Source organism: Nocardia sp. NPDC127579 (assembly GCF_042672005.1).
Lineage (GTDB): Bacteria > Actinomycetota > Actinomycetes > Mycobacteriales > Mycobacteriaceae > Nocardia.
Genome location: NZ_JBHXVZ010000004.1, coordinates 277,819 through 299,472, shown reverse-complemented (window position 1 = coordinate 299,472; position 21,654 = coordinate 277,819). Strand labels below are relative to the sequence as shown.

Here is a 21,654-nt window from a genome sequence, read left to right as displayed (position 1 = left end):
TCAGCCGGGGATCATCCCCGCACTGCGGCCCAGATCGACCAGCATGGCGTCGAACAGGATCTCGGGGTGCGACACCGGAATCGGATAGTTGCCGAACACCTCGAGCGTGACGTGCCCGTAGAGCCGGGCCCAGATCTGGATCATCAGATAGGTGACCCCGAGATCCAGCTTCTCCGCCGGGAACTTCTGGCCCGACTCCGAGAGCGTGGCCAGCAACTCGGTCTGGAACTGCACCAGATCCTCACGCAAGGCCGCCGGGATCACCTCGGCCGGCGGCGTCACGATGTCGTAGGTCGCCAGTAGCCGCCCGGCCGCGGCCAGGAAGATCCGCCCGAACGGCTCGTCGAAACGACGCATCATCGGCGCGGATCCGGTACCGGGCGAGGCGAACACCAGGGTGAACTCCCGGGTGTGCGCCAGCGCCCAGCGGCGGAAACCCTTGCAGATGGCGAAGAACTGGTCGACGGCCTCCCCGGGCAGGGTGGCGATCTCGTCGGCCAGTTCCGCCGCCAGCTCGGCGCAGAAGTCCAGGCGCATCCGCTCCAGCAGGGCATCGCGCGAGGTGTAGTGCCGATACAGCGCGGGCGCGGTGATCCCGAGCTCGCGGGCGATGGCGCGCAGCGTCACCGCCTCGACACCCTCGGCGGTGAGCAACATCCGGGCCACCCGGCGGATGTCGGCGTCACTCACCACCGGCGCGCGACCGCGCGACTTGTTTTCACTCATGGACGAACGCGGGTCAGTTGTACTGGACCTGCCAGCTCTTGATCGCGTTGAGCCAGCCCGACCGCAACCGCACCGGCTCGGAGACCTGCTTCAGGTTCGGCATCACGTCGGCGAGGACGTTGAACATGAGGTCGATCTCCAGGCGGGCCAGATTGGCGCCGACGCAGAAGTGGGTACCGGTACCGCCGAAGCCGACATGCGGGTTCGGGTTGCGCAGCACATTGAACTCGTAGGGGTTCTCGAAGTGGCGCTCGTCGAAGTTGGCGGCGCTGTAGAACATTCCGACGCGCTGGCCCTTCTTCAGCTCCTGCCCGGACAGGACGGTGTCCTGCATGACGGTGCGCTGGAAGGCGATGACCGGGGTGGCCCAGCGGACGATCTCGTCCGGGGCGGTGCGCGGCCGCTCGGCCTGGTAGAGCTCCCACTGCTCGGGGAAGTCCACGAACGCCTTCATACCGTGGGTGATGGCATTGCGGGTGGTCTCGTTGCCCGCCACGGCGAGCAGGATGACGAACCAGGCGAATTCGTCCGAGGCCAGCGACTCACCCTCGACATCGGCGTTGAGCAGGGTGGACATGATGTCCTCGGCGCCGTTCAGGTCGACCGGGCACTTGCGCTTCTCCTCGGCGAGGTTCCACGAGTAGCCCATCACCTCGGCGGTGGCGACCTTGTGGTCACCCTCGAAGGAGGGGTCGTCGTAGGAGATCATCTCGTTGGTCCACTTGAAGATCTTGCCGCGATCCTCCTGCGGGATGCCGATGAGTTCGGCGATCGCCTGCAGCGGCAGCTCGCAGGCGATCTGCTCGACGAAGTCGCCGCCGCCGGTCTTCTTGGCCTCGTGCACGATGCGCTCGGCGCGCTCGCGCAGGGCCTCGCGCAGGGATTCCACCGCGCGCGGGGTGAAGCCCTTGGAGATGATGCGGCGCAGTTTGGTGTGGCGCGGCGGGTCCTGGTTCAGCAGCAGGAAGCGCTGTACCTCGATCTCCTCGCGCAGGATGTCGCCGTAGAAGCGGATGACCGCGGTGTTCTCCTCCGAGGAGTAGACATCGGGGGTCTTGGAGATCTCCTTGATGTCCTCGAGCTGGGTGACCGCCCAGTACCCGTCGTCCTGAAAGCCACTGCCGGCCTGGGGAACCCAGTGGATGGGGGCGGTGCGGCGAGCCTCGGCGAACTCCTCGACCGGCAGGCGCTGGGCGAGCAGGTCGGGGTCGGTGAAGTCGAATCCGGCGGGAATGGATGCGGTCACGGCGATCTCCTAGCGGTCCGGGCTGCGGACCTCACGACATTGTGTAGAACACGTTCCAGTGAGGAGATGAAACCACACGGAAGCACCGCGTGAACAGTGTTTAGTAAAACCTGTTTAGTTTTGGCCGGTCAGGCACTCACGAGCGCGTTCATGATGGTGCCCGCGCTGGTGGCCACGACGCCGCCGACCATCGCGCCCGCCACCATCTTCGGCGACTGCATCGCGCCGCCGGTCCACTTCTCCCAGGCGAATCGGCCGCCCGCGAAGACGATGCCCAGGATGCCGGACAGGATCGCGAACCAGGTCAGCCAGCTGACCATCCGCTCGATCTTGTCGGCCAGCGGGGGCGTGGCCGGGGTCGGGTTCCCGATCTGCGCGAGCAGGGTCTCGCCCAGCGCCGTCAGCATGTCCACCACCAACTCCTCGTCGCCATCGAACTCGGTACACACCAGGATTACCCAGCATGCCCGCGGGATCACCTGTCAGGCCCATTGACAGATCGGTTGCGGCACAGGCGAGCCCGGGCGATTTCCCGGAGGGGAGAACCTGCGCACGAAAGCGGAAACCGATATCATCGGCGTGAAACCCTGTCGGCCCGAGCGGAATGAGCAGTACTGCGATGATCCTGGTCACCGCGTTCGACACCTTGGCACAGATCGGCAACCCCGCGCCCCAGGCGCCGCCGATCGCGGACAAGTTCCAGCAGATGGTCAGCTATTTCACCTGGTTCGTGCTGCTGGCCGGCATCACCGCGATCATCTTCGCGGGCGGCCGGTTCGCGTGGGAGAAGTGGACCGGCGGCGGTCTCGAATCGCCGAAAATGGTTGCCGGAGCCATGATCGGCGGCGTCGTCGCCACCAGCGCCGGCACCATCATGAACGCGCTGATCGCCTAGCGCGCCGGGTTTGCCCGCCGGCAGCGCGGGTAGTCCCAGCCGCGGTGGTGCAGAACAGTCGCCACCGCTGCACGCCTTCGAACGGAGGATGTAATGGCTACTACACCACGCGGTTTCGCGGCTATGGATCCCGCACAGCAGCGCCGGATCGCCAGCCAGGGCGGCAAGGCCAGCAGCGGCAGCTTCGACAACGATCCGAAGCGCGCCCGCGCGGCGGGCAGAAAAGGGGCAGCGGCCCAGCCCGTCGAAGCCAAACGCCTGGGCGGCTCACGCAGCCACCGTAACCGCTGAACCCACCAATCCGGACGAGCGAGGCCATCGGCCTCGCTCGTTCACGCTATGTTGGAACAGCCTGACCAGCATGACGATTCCCTCGCGGCGAAAGGGGCAGTAGGGTGAGATCTCACGACCTATTGATTGATCATGTATTCCAGGGGGGATCATGTCTGATCTGAATGTCGACCCCGAAGCCGTCGCCACCTACGCGGCAGCGGCCGCCGAAGTCTCCAGCCTGCTCGGCGCCACCGCGAGTAACACCGACACCGCCGCGGCCGCGGACCTGTCCGGATTGGGGCTGCTCGGCGCCGATTTCGCCGCCGCCTGGACCGGCGCGGCACAGTCGCACGCCGCCACGGTACGCACCGCGGCGGCGCTCATCGACGCGCACGCCACCCTGATCAGCGCCTTCTCCGACCGGGTGCAGAGCCTCGACGCCGCCACCGCCGCGGCCGTCGCCCGGCTCACCGACCAGGAGGGCTGACTCATGCCACCTGCCAGCAGCTCCGACCACGCCACCGTGCAGGCGCTGATCGCGCCACTCCTGCAACTACGCGACGCGGTCGGCGACGGCACCGAACCCAGTGCCGAGACCACCGCGGCCCTGGCCGCCGCCGCGTCGGCGGCCGAGTCCACCGAATCACCGGTGCGCACCGGCATCTATCAGCTGGAATCCACCGACAGCGCCGAAGTCGTGCTGCCCACGGTCAAGAAGACCGGATCCCAGGTCTCGACGCTGGGCGCCAACAGCACGGCACTGCGCGGCCTGCTCACCAAGGCGTACGGCGTGCGCTCCTCGGCAGCGGAGAAACTGGACACGCTGATCGCCGAATTCCGGCGCCGCGCCAATCCGATGGCGAAATCCGCGCAGTCCCAGGCCGATGTCGACAAGATCATCCGGCTGGCCCGCGACTACATCGCCGACGGCATCAAGGTGGTCGACACCGCCCGCGACGAGATGTCCACGCTGCAACGCGAAGCCAACGCGCTCACCAACAACAGCTCCGAAGACACCTCGACCCTGCAGAAGTACCTGTCGCAGAGCGGTATCGGCGGTGAGGACTTCGACGACGGCCAGCCCGACAATGTCACCGACGCACAGACCGCCTTGCAGAAGGCGATGATCAGCGCCGGCGTCACGCTGGGCAAAGAGGTGATCAGCGCCGGCGTCACCCTCGGCACCGAGATCATCGACGCGCTGGTCTCACTGGGCACCGAAGCCATCGACAAGGCAGCGGGCCTGGGCGAGAAGGTGATCGACCACGCGGCCACCACCGCGCAGCAGGCGATCCTGCCCGACGCCACCGCACCCGGCGCCGCCACCACCGCCCCGGGCACCGGCGCACCGAACAACAATCCGGGCACCGGAACCGGGCCCTTCGGCGTCGGCGCGCCGAAACCGGCGGAGCCGTCCAAACCCACCACGCAGGATCCGGCACCCGACACCGCCGCCCCCGTGGCGCCGACGCCCCGGATACCCAATCCCACCGCACCCGCGCCCAATGGCATGGTGGTTCCGCCCGTGGTGAAGCCGAACGACCAGGGGCAGGACCAGGAGCGGCCGAAACCGCGCACCGGCCAACTCGGTGTCACTCCCGCGCCGTCGTGAGGTGACGGGGTATGGCCCGCCGACTCACACGCCGCAAGAAACGCCCGCCCGCACCGCCCGAAGCCACGCCCGCCGCATCGGACAACCCGTTCGTGCTGCCGGGCCTGCCCGCGTTCCCCGGCCTGAAAGGTCCGGGCGCCGGGAAGGCCAAGCGCGGTAGGAAACGCAGGCGCCGCCCGTTCCGGGAATACGAGGAACCCTGGGACTCGGAGAAATTCGCCGACCAGTGGAACCACTCCACCCCGCCGCCCGTGCTGCCGCCCGCCGACGGCGCCGCCGTCTGGGCCGGTGCCTGGGACGACTGGGTGAGCGATCCGGCGCATCGCGCGCCGGAATCCGATGCGTCCGAGGACGATACGCTCGACGACGACGAGATCGACCGCGACGACGATCCCGCCTGGGATGTTCCCGAGTACGACGGCGCCACCGATTACATCGACAACGGCACCGCCGCCCGGGCGGCGTTCCGGGACCGTTCCGGCGGGCGGGGCATACTGCGTGCCGCCACCGAGCGGAACGCCGGCGGAGGCAGGTCCACAACTGTGCGTGTAGTCGCCGTGCTGGTCGTGTGGGCGGTGGTGGTCGCCGTGGTGGCGTTGATCCTCACGGCCAACGGGCAGGAGCGCCCGCCCACCGCCGCCCCGCCGGTGACATCGGCGCCGAGCGCGCCCGCGACCTCCACCGCGGCGTCCCCCTGGGGACACGCCACCCTGGGCTGCACGAAGACTCGCACGCCCGGCGCGGCGGTCGGGGCCGAACCCGGGTCCACCGCCAGCGCCGTCGACGCCATCTTCGGTTTCGAATGGGCCTACTACGTCGACCGCAGCGCGACCAAAGCACGCACCTACACCACCCCCGACGCCGCCATCCCACCCTCGGAAACCATCCAGCAGGGCATCGACCAGCAGCCCAAAGGCACCCGGTACTGCGTCTACCTCACCCAGGCCGACAAGGACGGCAACCTCTGGAACATCGAACTCCACGAACAGTGGCCCGGCGACAGCCAACCCCAGAAATACACCCAGACCATCACCACCGCACGCCTCGGCAACCGCACCCTGATCACCGCCATCACGGCCAAATGATCTCGGGGCCGCCGCCGGATCAACCCGCCGACGCGCGCAACTGGGTTCCGCCGCGGTCGAATCGCACCCTGTTAGGTCCGGACCGCGCAGGTACAATCGGTTCCCGGTAAGCGGGGGCCGAATTCGTGTGCGGAACCCGACATCTAGTGGGGGTGTACTGGCGTGTACGAGGCCGTCGACCTGAACACGTCCTCCGTCGGCGAGACCGATCGGGTCGATTATTGGACCGAGCACTGCCAGATCAACCAGGGCGCAATGCGGTTCGATTTCGGAAACTGGCGAGAGTTCACCGGCACCATGCGGGTGCATCGGGGCGGCGGATTCCAACTGGTCGACTACACCGCCGGTGCCACCGAATACTCCCGGACTCGTCGGCAGGCCATGTGCGAGGGCAATCCCACCGCACGGATCATCGTCCCGCTCGGCGGTGACGTAGGAATCGGGCACGGGGACAACACCGTTCAGGTTCCCGCCGGCCAGCTCGGCCTGATCGACTGGCGCCGTCCGGTGCGTGTGTCCAGCCGAGCCGATACCCGCATGTGGGTGGCGCACATACCCGAGCAGTATGTGCCGACCCGGGAGTTGGATGCCGGCGCTCCGCTGACACTCAGCCCGAATCGTGGGGCGGTCGCGGCGGTGCTCGCATTGCTGGGCGCCGTGGCCGATCACGCGGGCACCCTGTCCGGCCCGGAGTTCACGGCGATCAATTCACGCATGCTGGAATTGCTCACCATCTCGTTGCACGAGTCCGGCGCCCGCGAGCAGTCACGTTTCGCGGCGCTGGCCCACGCCGCACGACGTCATATCGGTGAGCACAGCGACGACCGGCGACTCACCGCCGAGTCGGTCGCCAGTCATCTCGGTTGCTCGCGGCGGCAACTCGAATATGCCTTGCGCGCAGCCGGTTTTCCGAGCCCCGCCCGGCTGATCGCGACGACACGTGCCGACCGGGCCCACCGCCGCCTCCTCGACCCCTGCGAAAGACGATCGATCGCCGACATCGCCTTCGCCTCGGGATTCGACTCCCTCAACACCTTCAACCGCACTTTCCGCGACCACTTCCGCGAGAGCCCCACCCAAACCCGCGACCGGTACCGAACGCCGCGCTGGATCGAAACCGTCCCGTGAAAAACAAAGCCCGCTGGTCAGCGGGCTTTTGTGGGGCGGGTGGGGCTCGAACCCACGACCAATGGATTATGAGTCCACGGCTCTAACCGACTGAGCTACCGCCCCGGGCCGCGATGGTGCGGCGTGGGGGATGCTACCGGGCGGGGGTGGTTCGGTACCACTCGGATCCTTGCGGAGCGTTAAGGTTGGGGAACCGTCGACGGTGGAGGTTGGGATGGCCGATCTGTTCACGAAGGTGTTGCGGGCGCACCAGTGGGTGTACGAGAACAGCGGTGGGGTGGTGGGGCATCGGCTGCTGTTCGGGAATCCGACGCTGTTGCTGCGGACCCTCGGACGCAAGACGGGGCAGGCACGGACCTCGGCGCTGACCTACGGGCGCGACGGAGCCGACTACCTGGTTACGGCGTCCAATGGCGGATCACCGCGGCCGCCGGGCTGGCTGGCGAACGTGAAAGCCAAGGCGGACTGCGAGATTCAGGTGGGACGCGAGCGGATACCGGTCGTGGCGCGGGCCACCTATCCCGACGATGCCGACTACGCACGGCGATGGGCGATAGTCGACAAGGTCAATCAGGGCCGGTACAGCGCTTATCAAGACAAGACCACGAGGCCTATTGCGGTGGTGGTGCTCACCCCGGTGAGCTGAGTTCTAGTCGTCGTCGCTCCACTCCCTGCCGGACCCCACCGATTCCTTACTGTCCCAATAGCTTCGGACCTTCGGTGGCCGGCTGGCGAACTGAACAACTGCGAATACGAGTACGAGGACGCCGACGACGACCCCCACGACGATCAGTGTTTGCACGCAGGCACCCTAGCGTTCAACCAGGATGCCTGCATGATGTGAAACGTGAATCACATCACGGAGTCAGCAAAGTGCGTCCCAGCGTGCTGCGAGCTTCGATCGCCGCGTGCGCCTCAGCGGCACGATCCAACGGAAATGTCTGTCCGATAATGACTTCCACCTCCGCGGCGGCGGCCGCCGCGAGCGCGCGTTCGGACAGGGCCCGCCAGTCGACCTCCCCGCCGGTGATGTCGAAAAGTCCGATCACTTCGATGGATCGCCGGGCCAGCGCCTCGCGGTCCAATTCCGGGAAATCACCTGCGGCGGAACCGTATCCGAGGAAGCGGCCTCCGTCGGCCAACGCTTCGGCCGCCGCGGAGCCCAATTCGCCTCCGGCGCCGTCCAATACGACGCCGACCCCGGCGCCGCCGGTGGCGGCCCGCGCCCGCTCGACCCAGCCCGGTTCGGAATAGTCGACGACGGCGTCCGCGCCGAGCCGGGCGGCGAGTTCCAGCTTGGCCTGTCCGCGTGCCGCGGCGACGACATGTGCGCCGGCGGCGCGCGCGAACTGGGTGAGCAGGGTCCCCAGGCCGCCACCGGCGGCGGTGATCAGCACCCACTCCCCCGGCCGCACCGCGACCCGGTCCATGACCGCGAGGGAGGTCTTCCCGTCGTGGGTGAGCGCGACCGCCTGGGTGAGGCTGAGCGCGTCGGGTATCTCGGTCAGCGTGTCGATTTTCGCCAGCGCCTGTTCGGCGTAGCCGCCGATGGGCAGCCCGCCCCCGATGCCGCTGGCGGCGGTCTGCGCGCAGACGCGCTTGCCGAGCCAGGACGCCGCCACATCGGGCCCGATCGCGCCGACCACACCCGCGATCGCGCCGCCGGGCACATACGGCGGTCGCACCGCGAAATAGTCCGTACCCCAACCGCTGCGGAGTTTGGTGTCGAGGAACATGACGTCGGCGGCCGCCACCTCGATCAGTACTTCGCCCGGCCCGGGCACCGGGATCGCGGTCTCACGCACCTCGAGCACCTCGGGTCCACCGAATTCCACTGCCTGCACTGCCCGCATTGCCTACTCCTGCCAGATCGCGTGTTCGAGACTCCACCACCCTGTTACCTAAACCTTTATTGAGGTCAAATCGTCTTAAGCGGCTCTCAAAGAGCACACATTCAGCTAACAGAAATCGCCGCACATCAGTGATGCTCAACACTGATTACCGTCGCGTTGCTAATGAGTTTTCGCGAGATGTCGATCAATGGGCATACTTCTAGCAACCTTCCGTACATCTTCTGGAGCTCACTCGTGCGCAAATCCACGCTGGCCCTGGCCGCCGCCGTCACCGTCGCCACCGCGACCCTCGGCACCGCCGCCCCCGCTCTCGCCGCCCCCACCGCCGTGACCGCGGTCACCGCACCGACCGCGGCGGAACAGGCCGAGCTGATCCGGCTTTCGGATCCCGCGACACTGCGCGACCTGCACGACGGCCAGCAGCGCATGGAACGCATCGCCGAGATCTACATCGGCCACGGCGATCGTGCGGGGGTCTTCGCGGTCTTCTATCGCAATATCCTGCGCGATGCGAACCCGCTACTGGACGCGGGCGACTTCGACGATCCGGCCTGGGCGCGTGAGGTCAGCGCCGCGTTCTTCCACCGCTACCTGGAGAACCTGCACGGCCACCTCACCGGCGGCCCGGTCACACCGCAGTGGCAGCGCTACTACGCGATGGCGGCCGACCCGGCGGTGTCCGCGGGCCGCGTGGCCGCGACCGGACTGGACGCGCACCTGCTCATCGACTTCCCCGCCGCCATCGCGCAGACCCACACCACCGCGGCCCACACCCGCGACTTCTTCGCCATCGGCGACTCGCTGATCGGCACCACCGATCGCATCACCGACGAACTGGAAACGCTCTACGGCGCGAAGCTCGCCGACTTCTTCCACCTGTACTTCGTCGGCTCGGCCGCGGATCTGGTGATCGGCGAGCACCGGACCACCTACGTGCTGTTCCAGGGTATTCGCGGCACCAGCCTGGCCTCCGGCATCGCGATGACCGATCCGATCACCGCGGGTCCCGCGGAACTCTCGATGCAGGCGCTGTACTGGACCGCCGAGACCGTCTTCGACGGATTGGCGGCCGTCGGGCAGATCTGACCGGTCAGGAGCCGCCACCGCAACTGCTGCCGCCACCGCCACAGCTGCTACTGCTGCCGCCCCCGCAACTGCTGCTTCCGCCCGAGCACCCGCTGCTGCCACCCGAACAGCTCGAACCGCCGTCGGGATGTCCGCTGTGGTAATCGGAACCGCCGGAGTAACCCGAACCACCGGCCATCCAGGGCCCCGAGTTCGACCCGCCCGACCCGGCGGACTTGGCGAGGGTGACGATCAGCACCACGACGATGCCGACCACCGCGAGAACCGCGAACAACACGAACACCAGGACGAGCAGACTCACCATGGGCCGAATGCTAGTGGCACCGCACGATTAGGGGAATGCGTCGTCGCGACCACAGCGCCTACAGTGAATTCGTGGTGCTGCTGCGATTCCGAAACCGCTTCCGCCGGATCGATCCGCGTGAGGTCGATCAGGCCGTCGCGGCGCTGGAACTGCCCGAGGCGATCTTCAAGACCTGCCCGTGGCAACCGCGCGAGCTGGTGGAGACGGGGCTGCGGCAGTGGCTGCGCTGCTGTGGCGCGGCCATGCGTGACGACCAGGTGATCGGCATGCCCTCGCACGCGGTGGACGAGGCCTGGCACGGCCTGATCCTGTGCACGCAGCGCTACGCGGCGTTCTGCGAAGCCGCCTACGGCCGCTTCCTGCACCATTTCCCCGACGGCGACGGGTTCACGACCACACCTGCGGCGCAAGGTGATTCGCACGGTTCGATGGCCGACCAGCTGGGCCGCACCGTGGTCGCCTGGTCGATGGTCGCCGCCCCGGACGAAACCTGTGTGCTGTGGGATCTGGACACCAAGGTCGGCGTCGAGCGGCCATGGGGCATCGGCGCCGGACGAGTCGCGGCCATCGAAGCCGAACTCGCCCGGTCGGCCGACGCCTAGGTGAGCTTCACCCGCGCCGCGACGAAGCGGACCACCGCGGGCGCGAATCGGTTGAACTGCAACTGCAACCGGGCCTCGGGGGTGACCGGCACGATGGCGCGGTTCTCGGTGACGGCCCGCACGATCTGCTCGGCCACCCGGTCCGGGGTGTAGCGGCGCAGCCGGTAGAGCTTGTCGTACTGCTCCTGCTTGGCTTTCTCCTCCTCGGCGCTCAGGCCCGAGAAGCGGGTGGTGGCAACGATATTGGTGTGCACGATGCCGGGACAGACGGTGTGCACGGCGATGCCGCGCCCGGACAGCTCGGCCCGCAGGCAGTCGGAGAACATGTAGACCGCGGACTTGCTGGTGGAGTAGGCGCTGAGTCCCTGCTGCGGGCTGTAGGCGGCCATGCTGGACAGGTTGACGATATGCCCGCCCAGCCCGCGCTCGGCCATGGCGGCGCCGAATGCCCGGCAGCCGTTGACGACTCCGCCGAGATTGATCCGCATCACCCGATCGAATTCCGCGGACGGGGTGTCGAAGAAACCACCCGACTGCCCGACTCCGGCATTGTTGATCAGGATGTCGGGCACGCCGTGCGTGGCGATGACCTCCGCCGCGTGCGCCCGCACCGCGTCCTCGTCGGCGACGTCGAGCTGAAAGGCATGCGCCACACCGTTTTCGGCGGTGATCAGCTCGGCGGTCGCCTTCGCGGCATCCAGATCGATGTCGGAGAGCACGATTTCGGCGCCGCCGCGGGCGAACGCCAGCGCCGTCTCCCGGCCGATGCCGCTGCCGCCGCCGGTGATCACCAGCAGCTGATCCTCGAACGGCTTACGGGTGCGTCCGATCTCGGCCCGGCGCAGCCCGCGCGGCAGCGCACCGCCGTTGAGGCTGTCGATGAGTTCGGTGGTCGCGGTGGCCAGCAGTTCGGGATGCGAGAACGGCATCCAGTGCCCCGCCGGCACATCCCGGCGCCACAGCCGCTGCGTCCACTTGCGCTCGTCGTCGAAGCCGGCGGGTCGCACCGCCACGTCCCGCCCGGCCACGATCAGCTGCACCGGCACCTCGGTGCGCCGCTCCCGCGGCGCGAGGATGCGCTGAATGATGTTGGCGCGGTAGATGAGCAGGCCGTCCACGCTGTCGCGGCGGAAGGTGGGGCCCAGGCGCACGTTCGACGGCGCGGTATCGTTCATGAGCGAGACCAGCCGCTGCCAGCGCTGCTCGGTGCCGAGCAGGTTGAACGCGGCGCGCGGCAGACCCGGGGTCATGAAGAAGAAGGTGTAGGCCGAGGACATCAGCTGGGTGAACGGCTGCCACACATTGCGCGGGGTGGGCCGGGACAGCCGGTCGCGCATCCACTTTCCGATGTGGTCGAGGTTCGGGCCGGAGACCGAGGTGAACGAGGCGACCCGCGCGGTGGCCTGCGGTTCGCACACCGCCTCCCAGACCTGCACCGAGCCCCAGTCGTGCGCAAGCACGTGCACCGGACGATCCGGGCTGACCGCGTCGGCGACGGCGTAGAAGTCGGTGGCCAGCGCGTCCAGGCGGTAGTCGGCGGTGCGCTGGGTGCGGGTGGACCGGCCGTGCCCGCGGGTGTCGTAGGCGACCACATGGAAGCGCTCGGCCAGCAGCGGAATCACCGAGGCCCACAGATGATGGGTGTCGGGCCAGCCGTGCACCAGCACGATGGTCTCGCCGGCCGGATCGCCGTATTCGTAGACGGCGAGCTCGAATTCACCGCTGCCCACGATGCGTTCGGTGGCGGTCGAGTCGATGTCGGTCGTCGTCATCGGCAGTTCTCCTAAACTTCTGGGATCAGAGGTCGAGCACCAAACGGCCGCCGTCGCAGCGTGATACGCAGATCAGCATGGCTCCGGCGTCGTGTTCGGCTGGGGTCAGCACGGTCTCGCGATGGTCGGGTTCACCCGCGAGCACCCGGACCTTGCAGGTGCGGCAGAAGCCCTGACGGCACGAGTACGGGCGGTCGGGCCGCCGCTCCAGGACGGCGTCGAGCGCGGATTTGTCCGCCGGAACCTCGACAACCTCTCCGGTGGAGGCGAATTCGATCTCGAACGGGGTGCCGTTCACGATCGGAGGCGGCGAGAAGCGCTCGGAATGCAGTTCCACACCCGGCAATTCGCGGACGGCGGCGGCGATGGTGGTGATCATCGGTACCGGTCCGCAGGAGTAGACGGCGGTGTCGGCGGTGATGCCGGGGAGCAGCGCGGCACCGTCCGGCAGGCCGTGCTCGTCGTCGGTGCGCACCGTGACCCGGTCACCGAAGGTCTCGATCTCGTCCAGGAACGGGATGGTGTCGCGGCTGCGGCCGGTGTACACCATGGTCCAGTCCAGGCCCAGGCGCACGGCCAGGCGCACCATCGGCAGGATCGGGGTGATCCCGATGCCGCCGGCGACGAAATGCAGTCGGGCGGCGGGTGATCCGTGGCCGGGCACGGCGAACGGGAAGGCGTTGCGCGGGCCGCGCACGGTCAGCGGGGTGCCGACCGGCAACTCGTCGTGCACCTCGTTGGAACCGCCGCCGCCGTCCGGGATCCGGCGGACCGCGATCCGGTAGGTGCGCGAGTCGGCCGGGTCGCCACACAGCGAATACTGGCGCAGCCGGCCCGAGGGCAGTTCCAGATCCAGGTGCGCGCCGGGACGCCAGGGCGGCAGCTCGCGCCGGTCCGGTGCGCGCAACAGCAGGCTGACCACATCCTGGTCGTGCGCCTCGATCCGCCGTTCGGTGACGACCAGCGCCAGCCGGTGGTCATCGGCGCGCGGGGTCAGGTCCCGGCGGTTGACGATCGTGGTCCAGTGCAGCCGCCCGGAAGCGACCGCGTCGATCAGCCGGATCGCCCGGTCCTGCTTCGGTTTTCCGAACAGGTCGGTCGGCAGCTGCTCCGGGACGGGGCGCAGCGTCACGACGCGACAGCCTGGGCCGCAGGGGATTTCGCGAGGTAGGCGATCGCCTGCGCGGTCGATCCGACCGAGCCGGGGTTGTAACCAGGCTTGAACGTCGACAGCGCGCTCAGCAGCAGGGAGGGCACGCCGGGCAGCGCGCCGCGCCACATGGAACCGAACACCTTGGTGATCAGGCGCGGGTAGCCGTAATCGGGCAGCGCCGGATCCTGGTGCACCATGAACTTGGTGCCGCGCACGACCAGCGTCAGGAAGATCGGGAACACCAGGGTCATCAGCGCCGCGCGTCGCACGTAGCCCGCACCGAAGTACAGCGCCACATCGTGCGCGACGTGGCGGTGCTCGACTTCCTCGGCGCCGTGCCAGCGGAACAGGTCGGCGATGCGCGGTTCGGCGTCGAACTTCTCCAGGTCGGCGTTGAGGACCCAGTCGCCGAGGTAGGCGAAGAAGTGTTCCAGGCAGGCGATGAACGCGAGCCGTTCCACCAGCACCTGCCGCTGTGCGACATCGTCACCCGGGCGCGGGCCGAGGGTCTTGCGGAACAGGTATTCGGCTTGGCGCAGATAGGGTTCCGGGTCGATGCCGTTGGCGGCCAGCACCTCGTGCAGCACCCGGTCGTGGGTTTCGGCGTGCATGGATTCCTGGCCGATGAAGCCGAGCATGGCCTCACGCAGCTTCTCGTCCTTCACGAAAGGCAGCGCCTCGGAGTAGGCGACACAGAACATGCGCTCCCCCTCGGGCAGCAGCAGGTTCAGCGCGTTGATCAGGTGCGAGGCGATGGGTTCGCTGGGCATCCAGTGCAGCGGGGTATCGGCCCAGTCGAATTGCACATTGCGGGCGTGCAGCGCGACCTCACCCGGATCGGTCTCCGTCCGCTGTTCCCACCGGCGAAGTAGCTTCATCGATACTCCCACGATCCTGACGATCCACGTTGCGACCCGGATCCTGCCGCAACGCTGCGCACCTCCCGTTAAGGCTGTAACGCCGATCATACACATATGTAGGACCGCAGGTAACACACAAAGGCTCCCGGCGTGGATGGCACTATATGCGGCATGGCGAAGACGACCGCGCACCTCCCTGATGAACCCGAGGTCCGGCTCAGTCAGCCCGCCGATGATCTCCGTCACCCAAACCTCAGCGCCTTCACCGGTTTCGGTTTCGGATCCTGCCGGCCGACCGCTCATCATCAGCCGCCGCAAACTTCCTAGAACGCGTTCCAATTGTGGGCCGCGCCACGGTAGCGTGGCGCGGGACAGAGGTGGACACATGGAGGTGACCAGCATGGGTCGGTTGACCGGCAAAGTGGCGTTGATCAGTGGCGGAGCCCGGGGCATGGGGGCCGCGCACGCGCGGGCGATGGTGGCGCACGACGCCCGGGTGGTGATCGGCGACATCCTCGACGACGATGGGGAGGCGCTGGCGAAGGAACTCGGCGACAGTGCCGTCTACGTCTCGCTCGACGTGCGGGAGAAACAGCCGTGGGTGGACGCGGTCGCGGAGGCGGTGCGGCGGTTCGGTGCGTTGAACGTGCTGGTCAACAATGCGGGCATCGCGAACGGCAATCTGATCACCGACTTCGAGCTGGCCGAATGGCAGCGCATCGTCGACATCAATCTCACCGGCACCTTCCTCGGCATCCAGGCCGCGGTGCCGCCCATGATCGACGCCGGCGGCGGCTCGATCATCAACATCTCCTCCGTGGAGGGCATGCGCGGCAGCCCCGGCCTGCACGGCTACACCGCCACCAAATTCGCGGTCCGCGGACTCACCAAGTCCACCGCACTCGAACTGGCGCCGCACAACATCCGCGTCAACTCCGTCCATCCCGGCCTGATCTCCACCCCCATGACCGAAGGCATCCCCGCCGACTTCCTCCAGATCCCCATGGCCCGCGCCGCCGACCCCGCCGAGGTCGCCAACCTCATCACCTTCCTCGCCAGCGACGAATCCTCCTACTCCACCGGCGCCGAATTCGTCATCGACGGCGGCCTCACCGTCGGCATCCCCCACAAGACGTTCTGACCGAAACCCACCTGCGGTAACACATTTCGTGTTACACTCAGGAGCATGGCGAAAGTGCTCAACGTCCGCACCGATGAAGCGATGGAAACGGCGATCGAGGCGCTGAGCGCTCGTCATGGCAACCGCACCGAGGTCGTTCGCTACGCATTGCTCAAGGCATACAAGGACGAGCTACTGCGCCAAGCCGAGGCCGACGCCGAGCGCCTCGCCGAGGATGCGGACGATCAGGCCGAGATGCTGGCGATACAGCGATTCATGGGCGCAGTGTGATCGCATGATCTTTCGTGGCGCGATCTACGAGATCAAGGCGGCACCGGGCGCGAAAGGCCATGAGCAGCAGGGAAAGCGACTCTGCGTGATCATTCAATCGGATCGTTTCGTGTCGAGCACGCTCGTGGTCGCCCTCACCTCCACCTCGGCGGGCCCCGCGGTGTACCGCCCCGAGATCGATGTGGACGGAACCAAGACCCGCATCCTGTGCGATCAGATCTACACCGTCGATCCCTCTCGGCTCGGCGAATTCAGAGGTGCGCTCGAAGGCGACGAGCCGACCGCCCTGGATCGCGCACTGATGCTGAACCTCGGCCTGCTGTAAGCGCGTCGGCGCTCAGGCCGAGGTGAGCAGGCCGACGGCGAGGGTGAGCATGATCAGGGCGATCGCGGTGTCGAGCAGGCGCCAGGCGGTGGGGCGGGTGAAGAGGGGGGCGAGGCGGCGGGCGCCGAAGCCCAGGGCGGTGAACCAGAGCAGGCTGGCGAGGATGGCGCCGGCGCCGAGGAACCATTTGTCCGGGGCGGCATAGGTATTGGCGAAGGAGCCGAGCAGGACCAGGGTGTCCAGGTAGACGTGCGGGTTGAGCCAGGTCAGGGCCAGGCAGGTGAGCACGGTGGCGCCGAGCGCGACGGAGGCGCCCGCGGCCTCGGTGATCAGCGCCGCGGAGGTGAAGACCCGTTTGGCGGCCAGCGCGGCATAGCCGAGCAGGAAGGCCGCGCCGAGATACCGGACGACGGTCAGCAGGCCGGGCATCGTTTCCATCAGCATCCCGAACCCGCCGACACCGGCCACGATCAGCACCGCGTCGGACACCGCGCACACCGCGACGACCGGGAGAATGTGCTGCCCGCGCACGCCCTGGCGCAACACGAAGGCGTTCTGCGCGCCGATCGCCACGATCAGCGACAGTCCGAAACCCAGACCGGAGAGGGCGGCGGTGGCCGCGGAAGAAACCGTCACGTCCATCGACGGTATTGACCACAGCTAACGAAGACCAGCTAAAGATTTTCAAGCATCATTACAATATCTTAATGGACTTGCAGCTGGATCAACTCCGTGCGCTCGACGCCGCGATCACCGAGGGCACCTTCGAGGCCGCCGCACGCCACCTGCGCGTCACCCCGTCGGCGATCAGCCAGCGCATCAAGGCCCTGGAATACGCGGCAGGCCGCATCCTGGTGCAGCGCAGTAAACCCGTGCGCCCCACCGAATCCGGGATGGCGCTGCTGCGCCTGGCCCGCCAGATCGCGCTGCTGTCCGGCGACACCGCCCGCGAACTCGGCGACCCCGAACAACCCGCCGGTCGGCCGGTGCCGGTGCCGATCGCGGTCAACGCCGATTCGCTGGAAACTTGGGTGCTGCCCGCGCTGCGCGCGGCGCCGCCCGGCATCTGCTTCGACCTGCACCGCGAGGACGAGGAACACACCACCGAACTGCTGCGCGACGGCACCGTGATGGCCGCGATCACCACCACCGCCCGCCCGGTGCAGGGCTGCACGGTGACCGCGCTCGGCAGCATGCGCTATCGCCCGATGGCGACGCCGGAGTTCGCCCGGACCTGGTTCGGCGCGGGCGCACCGGGCTACGCGCTCGCGCCGGTCATCATGTTCGACCGCAAGGACGACCTACAGGACCACCAGATCCGCCGCCGCACCGGCGAACCCGTCGACCCGCCGCGCCACTACGTCCCGTCCTCGGCCGGTTTCGGCCGGGCGGTCCGGCTCGGGCTGGGCTGGGGCATGCTGCCCGACCTGCAAACCGAGGACGATCGCGGCACCGGCGCCCTGCTGTCGATCGAGGACGGCTATATCGATCGCCCGCTGTACTGGCAGCAGTGGCGGCTGGACTCCCCCGCGCTGAGCGCCGTGGCCGCGGCGATCGCGGTGGCGGCCGCCGCGGCGCTGCGCTGACCTGCGATCATGGTCGGATGACAGCGGCGGTTTATCTGATCACCGGCATTCAGGCATCCGGAAAGTCCACGGTCGCACAGGCTTTGGCGGAGCGGTTGCCGCGCTCGGCCCACGTGCGCGGTGACGCGTTCCGCCGGTTCGTGGTGGGCGGGCGGGTGGAGATGAGTCCGGACCCGGCGCCGGAGGCCCTCGAGCAGTTGCGCCTGCGCCATCGGCTGGCCGCGCACACCGCCGACGAATACGCGGCGGCCGGCTTCACCGCGGTGCTCCAGGACAACATCCTCGGCGACATGCTGCCGTGGACCATCGACCGGATCCGAACGCGCCCACTGTATGTCGTGGTGCTGGCGCCACAGCCGGCCGCGGTGGCGGCGCGGGAGGCGGGCCGCGGCAAGAACGCCTACGGCGCGTTCACGGTCGAGGACCTCGACACCGGACTGCGCGATGGGACGCCACGCCTGGGCCTGTGGCTCGACAGCACCGACCTCTCGGTCGAACAGACCGTCGAGGCGATCCTGACCCGCGCGCTACCGCACCGATGACAGCGAACGGCCCGGCACCCTCGCGGGCGACGGGCCGTGGCTCGGTGGCGCTCACGCCGTCCTGGGCAGCTCCGAGGTCGGGGTGTACCGGGCCCAGGGGCGCAGTTCCTGCTGGCTGGCCCGGTGCTCGTCGCACAGATGCAGGTATCCGGGGCGGATGTAGGCGGGATCGAGTCGCTGTTTGAAGGTGAGGTTGTCGCGGCGCCAGCAGTCGCCGCACGGGATCTCTTTCATCTCGGCCTCCTTGCACCTGAGGTGGTTGCTCAGGAGTTCCCGGCCGTTCGGGCGTCCAAGCGCGGGGGTGGAAATGTCGGCCGAATCGTTACCACCGACCACGAAAGGTGTTCGCGGCAAGCGGGTTTCATTCCGCACCGGCGGACACCGCCCGGGTGCCGCCCGGGCCGTCTCCGCCGGTGCGGAATGCGATGCGCCCCGGTTCCTGGGCGGAACTCGGGGCGCGGGGCGTTCGGTCTGGAATGCGGCGCTGAGTGTCGGCGCATCGCATCTACCTCCTGTTCTTCGTAGCTTCGGGGCGAACTAGCTGTACAGCCTGGCGAGGAACGCGGTCAGGTTCTCCCGGACCCGCTCGATCTTCGCCTCCTCGGGCAGGTCCTCGCGGTAGCGGCGGCCCGCGCCGGGACTGCGCTTGTTGCGCGCGTACAGCGAACAGGCCAGATCGGTGCACATGTAGGTGCCGACCGTATTGCCCTTGCGACCGGATTCGCCCGCCTTGGCGGCGGTCAGCAGCGACACACCGCTGCCGGTGTGCGTGGTCTTGCAGATCGAGCACATCTGGGCGCGACCGGAACCGCCGGTCTCGTAGCGCATCGCGACGCCGACCAGGCCGTCGTCCTGCGGAAACACCAGGTAGGCACGGCCCGGATAGGACGGATCGCTCCAGCCGAAGAAGTCCAGATCGCCCCAGGGCGGTGCGTCGAGATCCTTCGGGACGGGCAGGCGTTTGGCATCGCCCTTGGAACAGTTCACGAACGACGATCTGATCTCGCGTTCGGTGACGGGTTGCATGTCTGACTCTCCTTGGTCATCGGTGGTGGACAAACCGGGGAGACGTTACGGCGCGGCCATTAGCCCGGCAAAGCAATTTCCGGGTCGGTACTGTTGGACCATCACCAGTCAAGGGGGTGTGATGCTCGAAGTCGCGGATTTGGTGCGGCGGTTCGGCGACCACGTCGCCGTCGACGGCGTCAGCTTCACCGTGCCCGCCGGGGCGCTGACCGGCTTCGTCGGCGGCAACGGCGCGGGCAAGACCACCACCATGCGCATGATCATGGGTGTACTCGCCATCCACGGCGGCACCGTGCGCTGGTCCGGGCGCGAGGTCGGCACCGCGGATCGCCGCGGCTTCGGCTACATGCCCGAGGAGCGCGGGCTCTATCCCAAACAACCGGTGCTCGATCAGCTGATCTATCTGGCCCGGCTGCGCGGCCGATCCGCGCCCGCCGCGCGACAGCGAGCCGGTGAGCTGCTGGAACGATTCCAGCTCACCGAGCGCGGCAAGGACAAGCTCGAGGCGCTGTCGCTGGGCAACCAGCAGCGCGTGCAGATCGCGGCGGCGGTCATCGCCGAACCGAAAGCCCTGATCCTGGACGAACCCTTCTCCGGGCTCGACCCGCTCGCGGTCGACTCCATGGCCGAGTTGCTACGCGAATACACCGCCCAGGGCGTGCCCGTCCTGTTCTCCTCGCATCAGCTGGACCTGGTGGAGCGGCTGTGCGATCAGCTGGTCATCCTGGCCCGCGGCAAGGTGGTCGGCCACGGCTCGGCCGATGAGCTGCGCGCCGGCGGCCGCACCCGCTACCGGCTGGCGCTGGACGGGGATCCGGGCTGGCTCGACGGATTCGGCGGTGTGCGGGTCATCGGGAGCAACGGGCAGGGTGTGCTGCTCGAACTCGACGGCGTCAGCACCGACGACCTGCTCGCCGAGGCGCTGCGCCGCGGGTCGGTGCGGGAGCTGGCCGCGGTCCGGCCGACGGTGGCCGAGATCTATCGCGAGGTGACGGCATGAACACGGCGGGGCTGTGGCGGATCGTGACGCAGCGCGAGATCGTGGTGAAGCTGCGGGACCGGAACTTCCTGGTGTCCACGCTGATCACCATGGTGGTGATCATCGGGACGCTCGCGGTCAGCGGGTTCATGAGCAACCGCACCGAAACCGTCGAGGTCGCGGTCACCGGTGCCGGCGGCGCCCAGGTGATCGAGGTCGCCGATCGGCTGGCCGCGGACAAGAAAGTCGCCTTCGAAGCCCGGACCGTGGCCGACCTCGCGGCAGTGGAACGGCTGGTGCGCGACGACGAGGTCGACGTCGGCCTGGTACCGGACGCCGACGGCTGGCGGCTGATCGGGCACGCCGCCGAGAACTCCGACGCCAAGACCTATCTCACCGCCGCCGCACAGCAGATCGCCGTGCAGCGCAACGCGGCCGCCGCCGGACTGTCCATGGACCAGCTCACCGGCGGTGCGCGGGTCGGCTACGACCTGCTCGACACCACCGGCATCGACCCGGGCCTGGCCAAGGTCGTGTCATTCGTATTCGCGTTCCTGTTCTACATGGCCTCGATCATGTTCGGCATGACCATCGCGCAGAGCGTGCTGGAGGAGAAGCAGAACCGGATCGTGGAGATCCTGGCCAGCGCGATTCCGCTGCGGCAGTTGCTGATCGGCAAGGTGATCGGCAACGCGGTGATGGCCTTCGCGCAGCTGGCCCTGTTCGTCGCCGCCGGATTGCTCGGCCTGTCGGTCATCGGCAAGGGCGATCAGATCACCCGGATCGGCGGTGCCGCGGGCTGGTTCGTCGTCTTCTTCCTGGTCGGTTTCCTGGCACTGGCCAGCCTGTGGGCGGTAGCGGGCGCGCTGTCGACCCGGCCCGAGGATCTGCAATCCACGGCCATGCCGGTGTCGATGTTCATCATGCTGGTGTTGTTCGCGGGGATCTTCCTGTCCGGCACCGCCCTGACCGTCGCCTCGTATCTGCCGATCGTGTCGATCGTCGGCATGCCCGGGCGGCTGGCCGCGGGCACGGCGGCGTGGTGGGAGCCGTTCGTGGCGCTGGCGCTGATGGCCGTGGCCACCTACGGCATCGTGCTGATCGCGGAGAAGATCTACCGGCGCGGGCTCATGCAGACCCAGGGGCGGTTGACGATTCGGCAGGCCCTGGAAGTCGAGGACTGACCGAGC

At 68.0% G+C, this 21,654-nt stretch carries 27 protein-coding genes and 1 tRNA gene; 16 read left to right on the top strand and 12 right to left on the bottom strand.

Going from position 1 to position 21,654, the window contains the following annotated elements:
- From ACFVMC_RS16745 to ACFVMC_RS16735, 3 genes are all read right to left on the bottom strand, one after another.
- Positions 1 to 726 carry a TetR/AcrR family transcriptional regulator gene (locus ACFVMC_RS16745; RefSeq protein WP_379211118.1) on the bottom strand — a complete coding sequence of 242 codons (726 nt, stop codon included), beginning with the start codon at positions 724 to 726 and terminating at the stop codon, positions 1 to 3.
- A 13-nt stretch (positions 727 to 739) separates the two neighbouring features.
- On the bottom strand, positions 740 to 1,972 hold the full coding sequence (locus ACFVMC_RS16740) for a cytochrome P450 (protein WP_379211116.1): 1,233 nt from the start codon (positions 1,970 to 1,972) through the stop codon (positions 740 to 742).
- A 128-nt stretch (positions 1,973 to 2,100) separates the two neighbouring features.
- Complete coding sequence (locus ACFVMC_RS16735) at positions 2,101 to 2,379, bottom strand: hypothetical protein (RefSeq protein WP_379211544.1); 279 nt, start codon at positions 2,377 to 2,379, stop codon at positions 2,101 to 2,103.
- A 197-nt stretch (positions 2,380 to 2,576) separates the two neighbouring features.
- On the opposite strand from ACFVMC_RS16735, the gene ACFVMC_RS16730 reads away from it, so the two are divergent.
- The 6 genes from ACFVMC_RS16730 to ACFVMC_RS16705 all read left to right on the top strand — a co-directional run bounded on the left by ACFVMC_RS16730 (position 2,577) and on the right by ACFVMC_RS16705 (position 6,965).
- Entirely contained in the window at positions 2,577 to 2,867 is a 291-nt protein-coding gene (locus ACFVMC_RS16730) for a hypothetical protein (protein ID WP_379211114.1), read from the top strand.
- A gap of 93 nt (positions 2,868 to 2,960) precedes the next feature.
- Positions 2,961 to 3,158, top strand: coding sequence for a KGG domain-containing protein (locus ACFVMC_RS16725; RefSeq protein ID WP_379211112.1), 198 nt, complete (start codon positions 2,961 to 2,963; stop codon positions 3,156 to 3,158).
- A 151-nt stretch (positions 3,159 to 3,309) separates the two neighbouring features.
- Positions 3,310 to 3,627, top strand: coding sequence for a hypothetical protein (locus ACFVMC_RS16720; RefSeq protein ID WP_379211110.1), 318 nt, complete (start codon positions 3,310 to 3,312; stop codon positions 3,625 to 3,627).
- A gap of 3 nt (positions 3,628 to 3,630) precedes the next feature.
- Positions 3,631 to 4,752: a hypothetical protein gene (locus ACFVMC_RS16715; RefSeq protein WP_379211109.1), complete on the top strand. Its 1,122-nt coding sequence runs from the start codon at positions 3,631 to 3,633 to the stop codon at positions 4,750 to 4,752.
- A gap of 11 nt (positions 4,753 to 4,763) precedes the next feature.
- A complete protein-coding gene (locus ACFVMC_RS16710; RefSeq protein ID WP_379211107.1) occupies positions 4,764 to 5,837 on the top strand; it encodes a hypothetical protein in 1,074 nt (357 codons plus the stop codon).
- Between the two features lie 162 nt (positions 5,838 to 5,999).
- Complete coding sequence (locus tag ACFVMC_RS16705) at positions 6,000 to 6,965, top strand: helix-turn-helix domain-containing protein (protein ID WP_379211105.1); 966 nt, start codon at positions 6,000 to 6,002, stop codon at positions 6,963 to 6,965.
- A gap of 31 nt (positions 6,966 to 6,996) precedes the next feature.
- Here the strand turns inward: ACFVMC_RS16705 and ACFVMC_RS16700 are convergent.
- Positions 6,997 to 7,070, bottom strand: a tRNA-Ile gene (locus tag ACFVMC_RS16700).
- Positions 7,071 to 7,179: 109 nt separating this feature from the next.
- On the opposite strand from ACFVMC_RS16700, the gene ACFVMC_RS16695 reads away from it, so the two are divergent.
- Positions 7,180 to 7,611 (top strand): nitroreductase family deazaflavin-dependent oxidoreductase, encoded by a 432-nt coding sequence (locus tag ACFVMC_RS16695; protein WP_379211104.1) that lies wholly within the window; start codon positions 7,180 to 7,182, stop codon positions 7,609 to 7,611.
- Between the two features lie 211 nt (positions 7,612 to 7,822).
- On the opposite strand, the gene ACFVMC_RS16690 is transcribed toward ACFVMC_RS16695, so the two are convergent.
- A complete protein-coding gene (locus tag ACFVMC_RS16690; protein WP_379211102.1) occupies positions 7,823 to 8,818 on the bottom strand; it encodes a zinc-binding dehydrogenase in 996 nt (331 codons plus the stop codon).
- 234 nt (positions 8,819 to 9,052) lie between these two features.
- On the opposite strand from ACFVMC_RS16690, the gene ACFVMC_RS16685 reads away from it, so the two are divergent.
- Positions 9,053 to 9,904: a DUF5995 family protein gene (locus tag ACFVMC_RS16685; protein ID WP_379211100.1), complete on the top strand. Its 852-nt coding sequence runs from the start codon at positions 9,053 to 9,055 to the stop codon at positions 9,902 to 9,904.
- A gap of 4 nt (positions 9,905 to 9,908) precedes the next feature.
- On the opposite strand, the gene ACFVMC_RS16680 is transcribed toward ACFVMC_RS16685, so the two are convergent.
- The gene (locus ACFVMC_RS16680) at positions 9,909 to 10,208 is read right to left on the bottom strand and encodes a hypothetical protein (protein WP_379211098.1); all 300 of its coding nucleotides are present in this window, start codon (positions 10,206 to 10,208) and stop codon (positions 9,909 to 9,911) included.
- A gap of 35 nt (positions 10,209 to 10,243) precedes the next feature.
- Between ACFVMC_RS16680 and ACFVMC_RS16675 the strand changes: the two genes are divergently transcribed.
- On the top strand, positions 10,244 to 10,810 hold the full coding sequence (locus tag ACFVMC_RS16675) for a hypothetical protein (protein ID WP_379211097.1): 567 nt from the start codon (positions 10,244 to 10,246) through the stop codon (positions 10,808 to 10,810).
- Here ACFVMC_RS16675 and ACFVMC_RS16670 read toward each other — a convergent pair.
- From ACFVMC_RS16670 to ACFVMC_RS16660, 3 genes are read right to left on the bottom strand one after another with little or no spacing between them, the layout of a single operon-like run.
- Positions 10,807 to 12,582, bottom strand: coding sequence for an SDR family oxidoreductase (locus tag ACFVMC_RS16670; RefSeq protein ID WP_379211095.1), 1,776 nt, complete (start codon positions 12,580 to 12,582; stop codon positions 10,807 to 10,809). The two genes, ACFVMC_RS16675 and ACFVMC_RS16670, sit on opposite strands and share 4 nt — an antisense overlap.
- A gap of 25 nt (positions 12,583 to 12,607) precedes the next feature.
- Positions 12,608 to 13,714 (bottom strand): PDR/VanB family oxidoreductase, encoded by a 1,107-nt coding sequence (locus tag ACFVMC_RS16665; RefSeq protein WP_379211093.1) that lies wholly within the window; start codon positions 13,712 to 13,714, stop codon positions 12,608 to 12,610.
- Complete coding sequence (locus ACFVMC_RS16660; protein ID WP_379211091.1) at positions 13,711 to 14,613, bottom strand: metal-dependent hydrolase; 903 nt, start codon at positions 14,611 to 14,613, stop codon at positions 13,711 to 13,713. The genes ACFVMC_RS16665 and ACFVMC_RS16660 overlap by 4 nt, the downstream gene beginning before the upstream one ends.
- Before the next feature lie 382 nt (positions 14,614 to 14,995).
- Between ACFVMC_RS16660 and ACFVMC_RS16655 the strand changes: the two genes are divergently transcribed.
- The 3 genes from ACFVMC_RS16655 to ACFVMC_RS16645 are packed head-to-tail and all read left to right on the top strand — an operon-like array spanning position 14,996 to position 16,331.
- Entirely contained in the window at positions 14,996 to 15,736 is a 741-nt protein-coding gene (locus ACFVMC_RS16655) for a glucose 1-dehydrogenase (RefSeq protein ID WP_379211543.1), read from the top strand.
- Positions 15,737 to 15,781: 45 nt separating this feature from the next.
- Positions 15,782 to 16,006, top strand: coding sequence for a hypothetical protein (locus ACFVMC_RS16650; RefSeq protein WP_379211089.1), 225 nt, complete (start codon positions 15,782 to 15,784; stop codon positions 16,004 to 16,006).
- Between the two features lie 4 nt (positions 16,007 to 16,010).
- Positions 16,011 to 16,331: a type II toxin-antitoxin system PemK/MazF family toxin gene (locus ACFVMC_RS16645; RefSeq protein ID WP_379211087.1), complete on the top strand. Its 321-nt coding sequence runs from the start codon at positions 16,011 to 16,013 to the stop codon at positions 16,329 to 16,331.
- Positions 16,332 to 16,343: 12 nt separating this feature from the next.
- Here the strand turns inward: ACFVMC_RS16645 and ACFVMC_RS16640 are convergent, their stop codons facing one another.
- A complete protein-coding gene (locus ACFVMC_RS16640) occupies positions 16,344 to 16,973 on the bottom strand; it encodes a LysE/ArgO family amino acid transporter (protein WP_379211085.1) in 630 nt (209 codons plus the stop codon).
- A gap of 65 nt (positions 16,974 to 17,038) precedes the next feature.
- On the opposite strand from ACFVMC_RS16640, the gene ACFVMC_RS16635 reads away from it, so the two are divergent.
- Positions 17,039 to 17,917 (top strand): LysR family transcriptional regulator ArgP, encoded by an 879-nt coding sequence (locus ACFVMC_RS16635; RefSeq protein WP_379211083.1) that lies wholly within the window; start codon positions 17,039 to 17,041, stop codon positions 17,915 to 17,917.
- A gap of 17 nt (positions 17,918 to 17,934) precedes the next feature.
- On the top strand, positions 17,935 to 18,459 hold the full coding sequence (locus ACFVMC_RS16630; protein ID WP_379211081.1) for an AAA family ATPase: 525 nt from the start codon (positions 17,935 to 17,937) through the stop codon (positions 18,457 to 18,459).
- 51 nt (positions 18,460 to 18,510) lie between these two features.
- Here the strand turns inward: ACFVMC_RS16630 and ACFVMC_RS16625 are convergent, their stop codons facing one another.
- Both ACFVMC_RS16625 and ACFVMC_RS16620 read right to left on the bottom strand, forming a co-directional pair.
- Positions 18,511 to 18,693, bottom strand: coding sequence for a hypothetical protein (locus tag ACFVMC_RS16625; RefSeq protein ID WP_379211079.1), 183 nt, complete (start codon positions 18,691 to 18,693; stop codon positions 18,511 to 18,513).
- 303 nt (positions 18,694 to 18,996) lie between these two features.
- Positions 18,997 to 19,485, bottom strand: coding sequence for an FBP domain-containing protein (locus ACFVMC_RS16620; RefSeq protein ID WP_379211077.1), 489 nt, complete (start codon positions 19,483 to 19,485; stop codon positions 18,997 to 18,999).
- Between the two features lie 121 nt (positions 19,486 to 19,606).
- On the opposite strand from ACFVMC_RS16620, the gene ACFVMC_RS16615 reads away from it, so the two are divergent.
- Together ACFVMC_RS16615 and ACFVMC_RS16610 are read left to right on the top strand one after the other, a co-directional pair.
- Positions 19,607 to 20,485: an ABC transporter ATP-binding protein gene (locus tag ACFVMC_RS16615; protein WP_379211076.1), complete on the top strand. Its 879-nt coding sequence runs from the start codon at positions 19,607 to 19,609 to the stop codon at positions 20,483 to 20,485.
- On the top strand, positions 20,482 to 21,648 hold the full coding sequence (locus ACFVMC_RS16610) for an ABC transporter permease (protein WP_379211074.1): 1,167 nt from the start codon (positions 20,482 to 20,484) through the stop codon (positions 21,646 to 21,648). The genes ACFVMC_RS16615 and ACFVMC_RS16610 overlap by 4 nt, the downstream gene beginning before the upstream one ends.
- The last annotated feature ends 6 nt before the right edge of the window (positions 21,649 to 21,654 follow it).

Excerpts from the sequence above, each read along its gene's own strand:
- ACFVMC_RS16745 (WP_379211118.1), bottom strand. The coding sequence starts at position 726 with ATGAGTGAAAACAAGTCGCGCGGTCGCGCGCCGGTGGTGAGTGACGCC.
- ACFVMC_RS16735 (WP_379211544.1), bottom strand. The coding sequence starts at position 2,379 with ATGCTGACGGCGCTGGGCGAGACCCTGCTCGCGCAGATCGGGAACCCG.
- ACFVMC_RS16730 (WP_379211114.1), top strand. The coding sequence starts at position 2,577 with ATGAGCAGTACTGCGATGATCCTGGTCACCGCGTTCGACACCTTGGCA.
- ACFVMC_RS16725 (WP_379211112.1), top strand. The coding sequence starts at position 2,961 with ATGGCTACTACACCACGCGGTTTCGCGGCTATGGATCCCGCACAGCAG.
- ACFVMC_RS16720 (WP_379211110.1), top strand. The coding sequence starts at position 3,310 with ATGTCTGATCTGAATGTCGACCCCGAAGCCGTCGCCACCTACGCGGCA.
- ACFVMC_RS16715 (WP_379211109.1), top strand. The coding sequence starts at position 3,631 with ATGCCACCTGCCAGCAGCTCCGACCACGCCACCGTGCAGGCGCTGATC.
- ACFVMC_RS16710 (WP_379211107.1), top strand. The coding sequence starts at position 4,764 with ATGGCCCGCCGACTCACACGCCGCAAGAAACGCCCGCCCGCACCGCCC.
- ACFVMC_RS16695 (WP_379211104.1), top strand. The coding sequence starts at position 7,180 with ATGGCCGATCTGTTCACGAAGGTGTTGCGGGCGCACCAGTGGGTGTAC.
- ACFVMC_RS16690 (WP_379211102.1), bottom strand. The coding sequence starts at position 8,818 with ATGCGGGCAGTGCAGGCAGTGGAATTCGGTGGACCCGAGGTGCTCGAG.
- ACFVMC_RS16680 (WP_379211098.1), bottom strand. The coding sequence starts at position 10,208 with ATGGTGAGTCTGCTCGTCCTGGTGTTCGTGTTGTTCGCGGTTCTCGCG.
- ACFVMC_RS16675 (WP_379211097.1), top strand. The coding sequence starts at position 10,244 with ATGCGTCGTCGCGACCACAGCGCCTACAGTGAATTCGTGGTGCTGCTG.
- ACFVMC_RS16670 (WP_379211095.1), bottom strand. The coding sequence starts at position 12,582 with ATGACGACGACCGACATCGACTCGACCGCCACCGAACGCATCGTGGGC.
- ACFVMC_RS16660 (WP_379211091.1), bottom strand. The coding sequence starts at position 14,613 with ATGAAGCTACTTCGCCGGTGGGAACAGCGGACGGAGACCGATCCGGGT.
- ACFVMC_RS16655 (WP_379211543.1), top strand. The coding sequence starts at position 14,996 with ATGGGTCGGTTGACCGGCAAAGTGGCGTTGATCAGTGGCGGAGCCCGG.
- ACFVMC_RS16650 (WP_379211089.1), top strand. The coding sequence starts at position 15,782 with ATGGCGAAAGTGCTCAACGTCCGCACCGATGAAGCGATGGAAACGGCG.
- ACFVMC_RS16645 (WP_379211087.1), top strand. The coding sequence starts at position 16,011 with ATGATCTTTCGTGGCGCGATCTACGAGATCAAGGCGGCACCGGGCGCG.
- ACFVMC_RS16640 (WP_379211085.1), bottom strand. The coding sequence starts at position 16,973 with ATGGACGTGACGGTTTCTTCCGCGGCCACCGCCGCCCTCTCCGGTCTG.
- ACFVMC_RS16635 (WP_379211083.1), top strand. The coding sequence starts at position 17,039 with ATGGACTTGCAGCTGGATCAACTCCGTGCGCTCGACGCCGCGATCACC.
- ACFVMC_RS16630 (WP_379211081.1), top strand. The coding sequence starts at position 17,935 with ATGACAGCGGCGGTTTATCTGATCACCGGCATTCAGGCATCCGGAAAG.
- ACFVMC_RS16625 (WP_379211079.1), bottom strand. The coding sequence starts at position 18,693 with ATGAAAGAGATCCCGTGCGGCGACTGCTGGCGCCGCGACAACCTCACC.
- ACFVMC_RS16620 (WP_379211077.1), bottom strand. The coding sequence starts at position 19,485 with ATGCAACCCGTCACCGAACGCGAGATCAGATCGTCGTTCGTGAACTGT.
- ACFVMC_RS16615 (WP_379211076.1), top strand. The coding sequence starts at position 19,607 with ATGCTCGAAGTCGCGGATTTGGTGCGGCGGTTCGGCGACCACGTCGCC.
- ACFVMC_RS16610 (WP_379211074.1), top strand. The coding sequence starts at position 20,482 with ATGAACACGGCGGGGCTGTGGCGGATCGTGACGCAGCGCGAGATCGTG.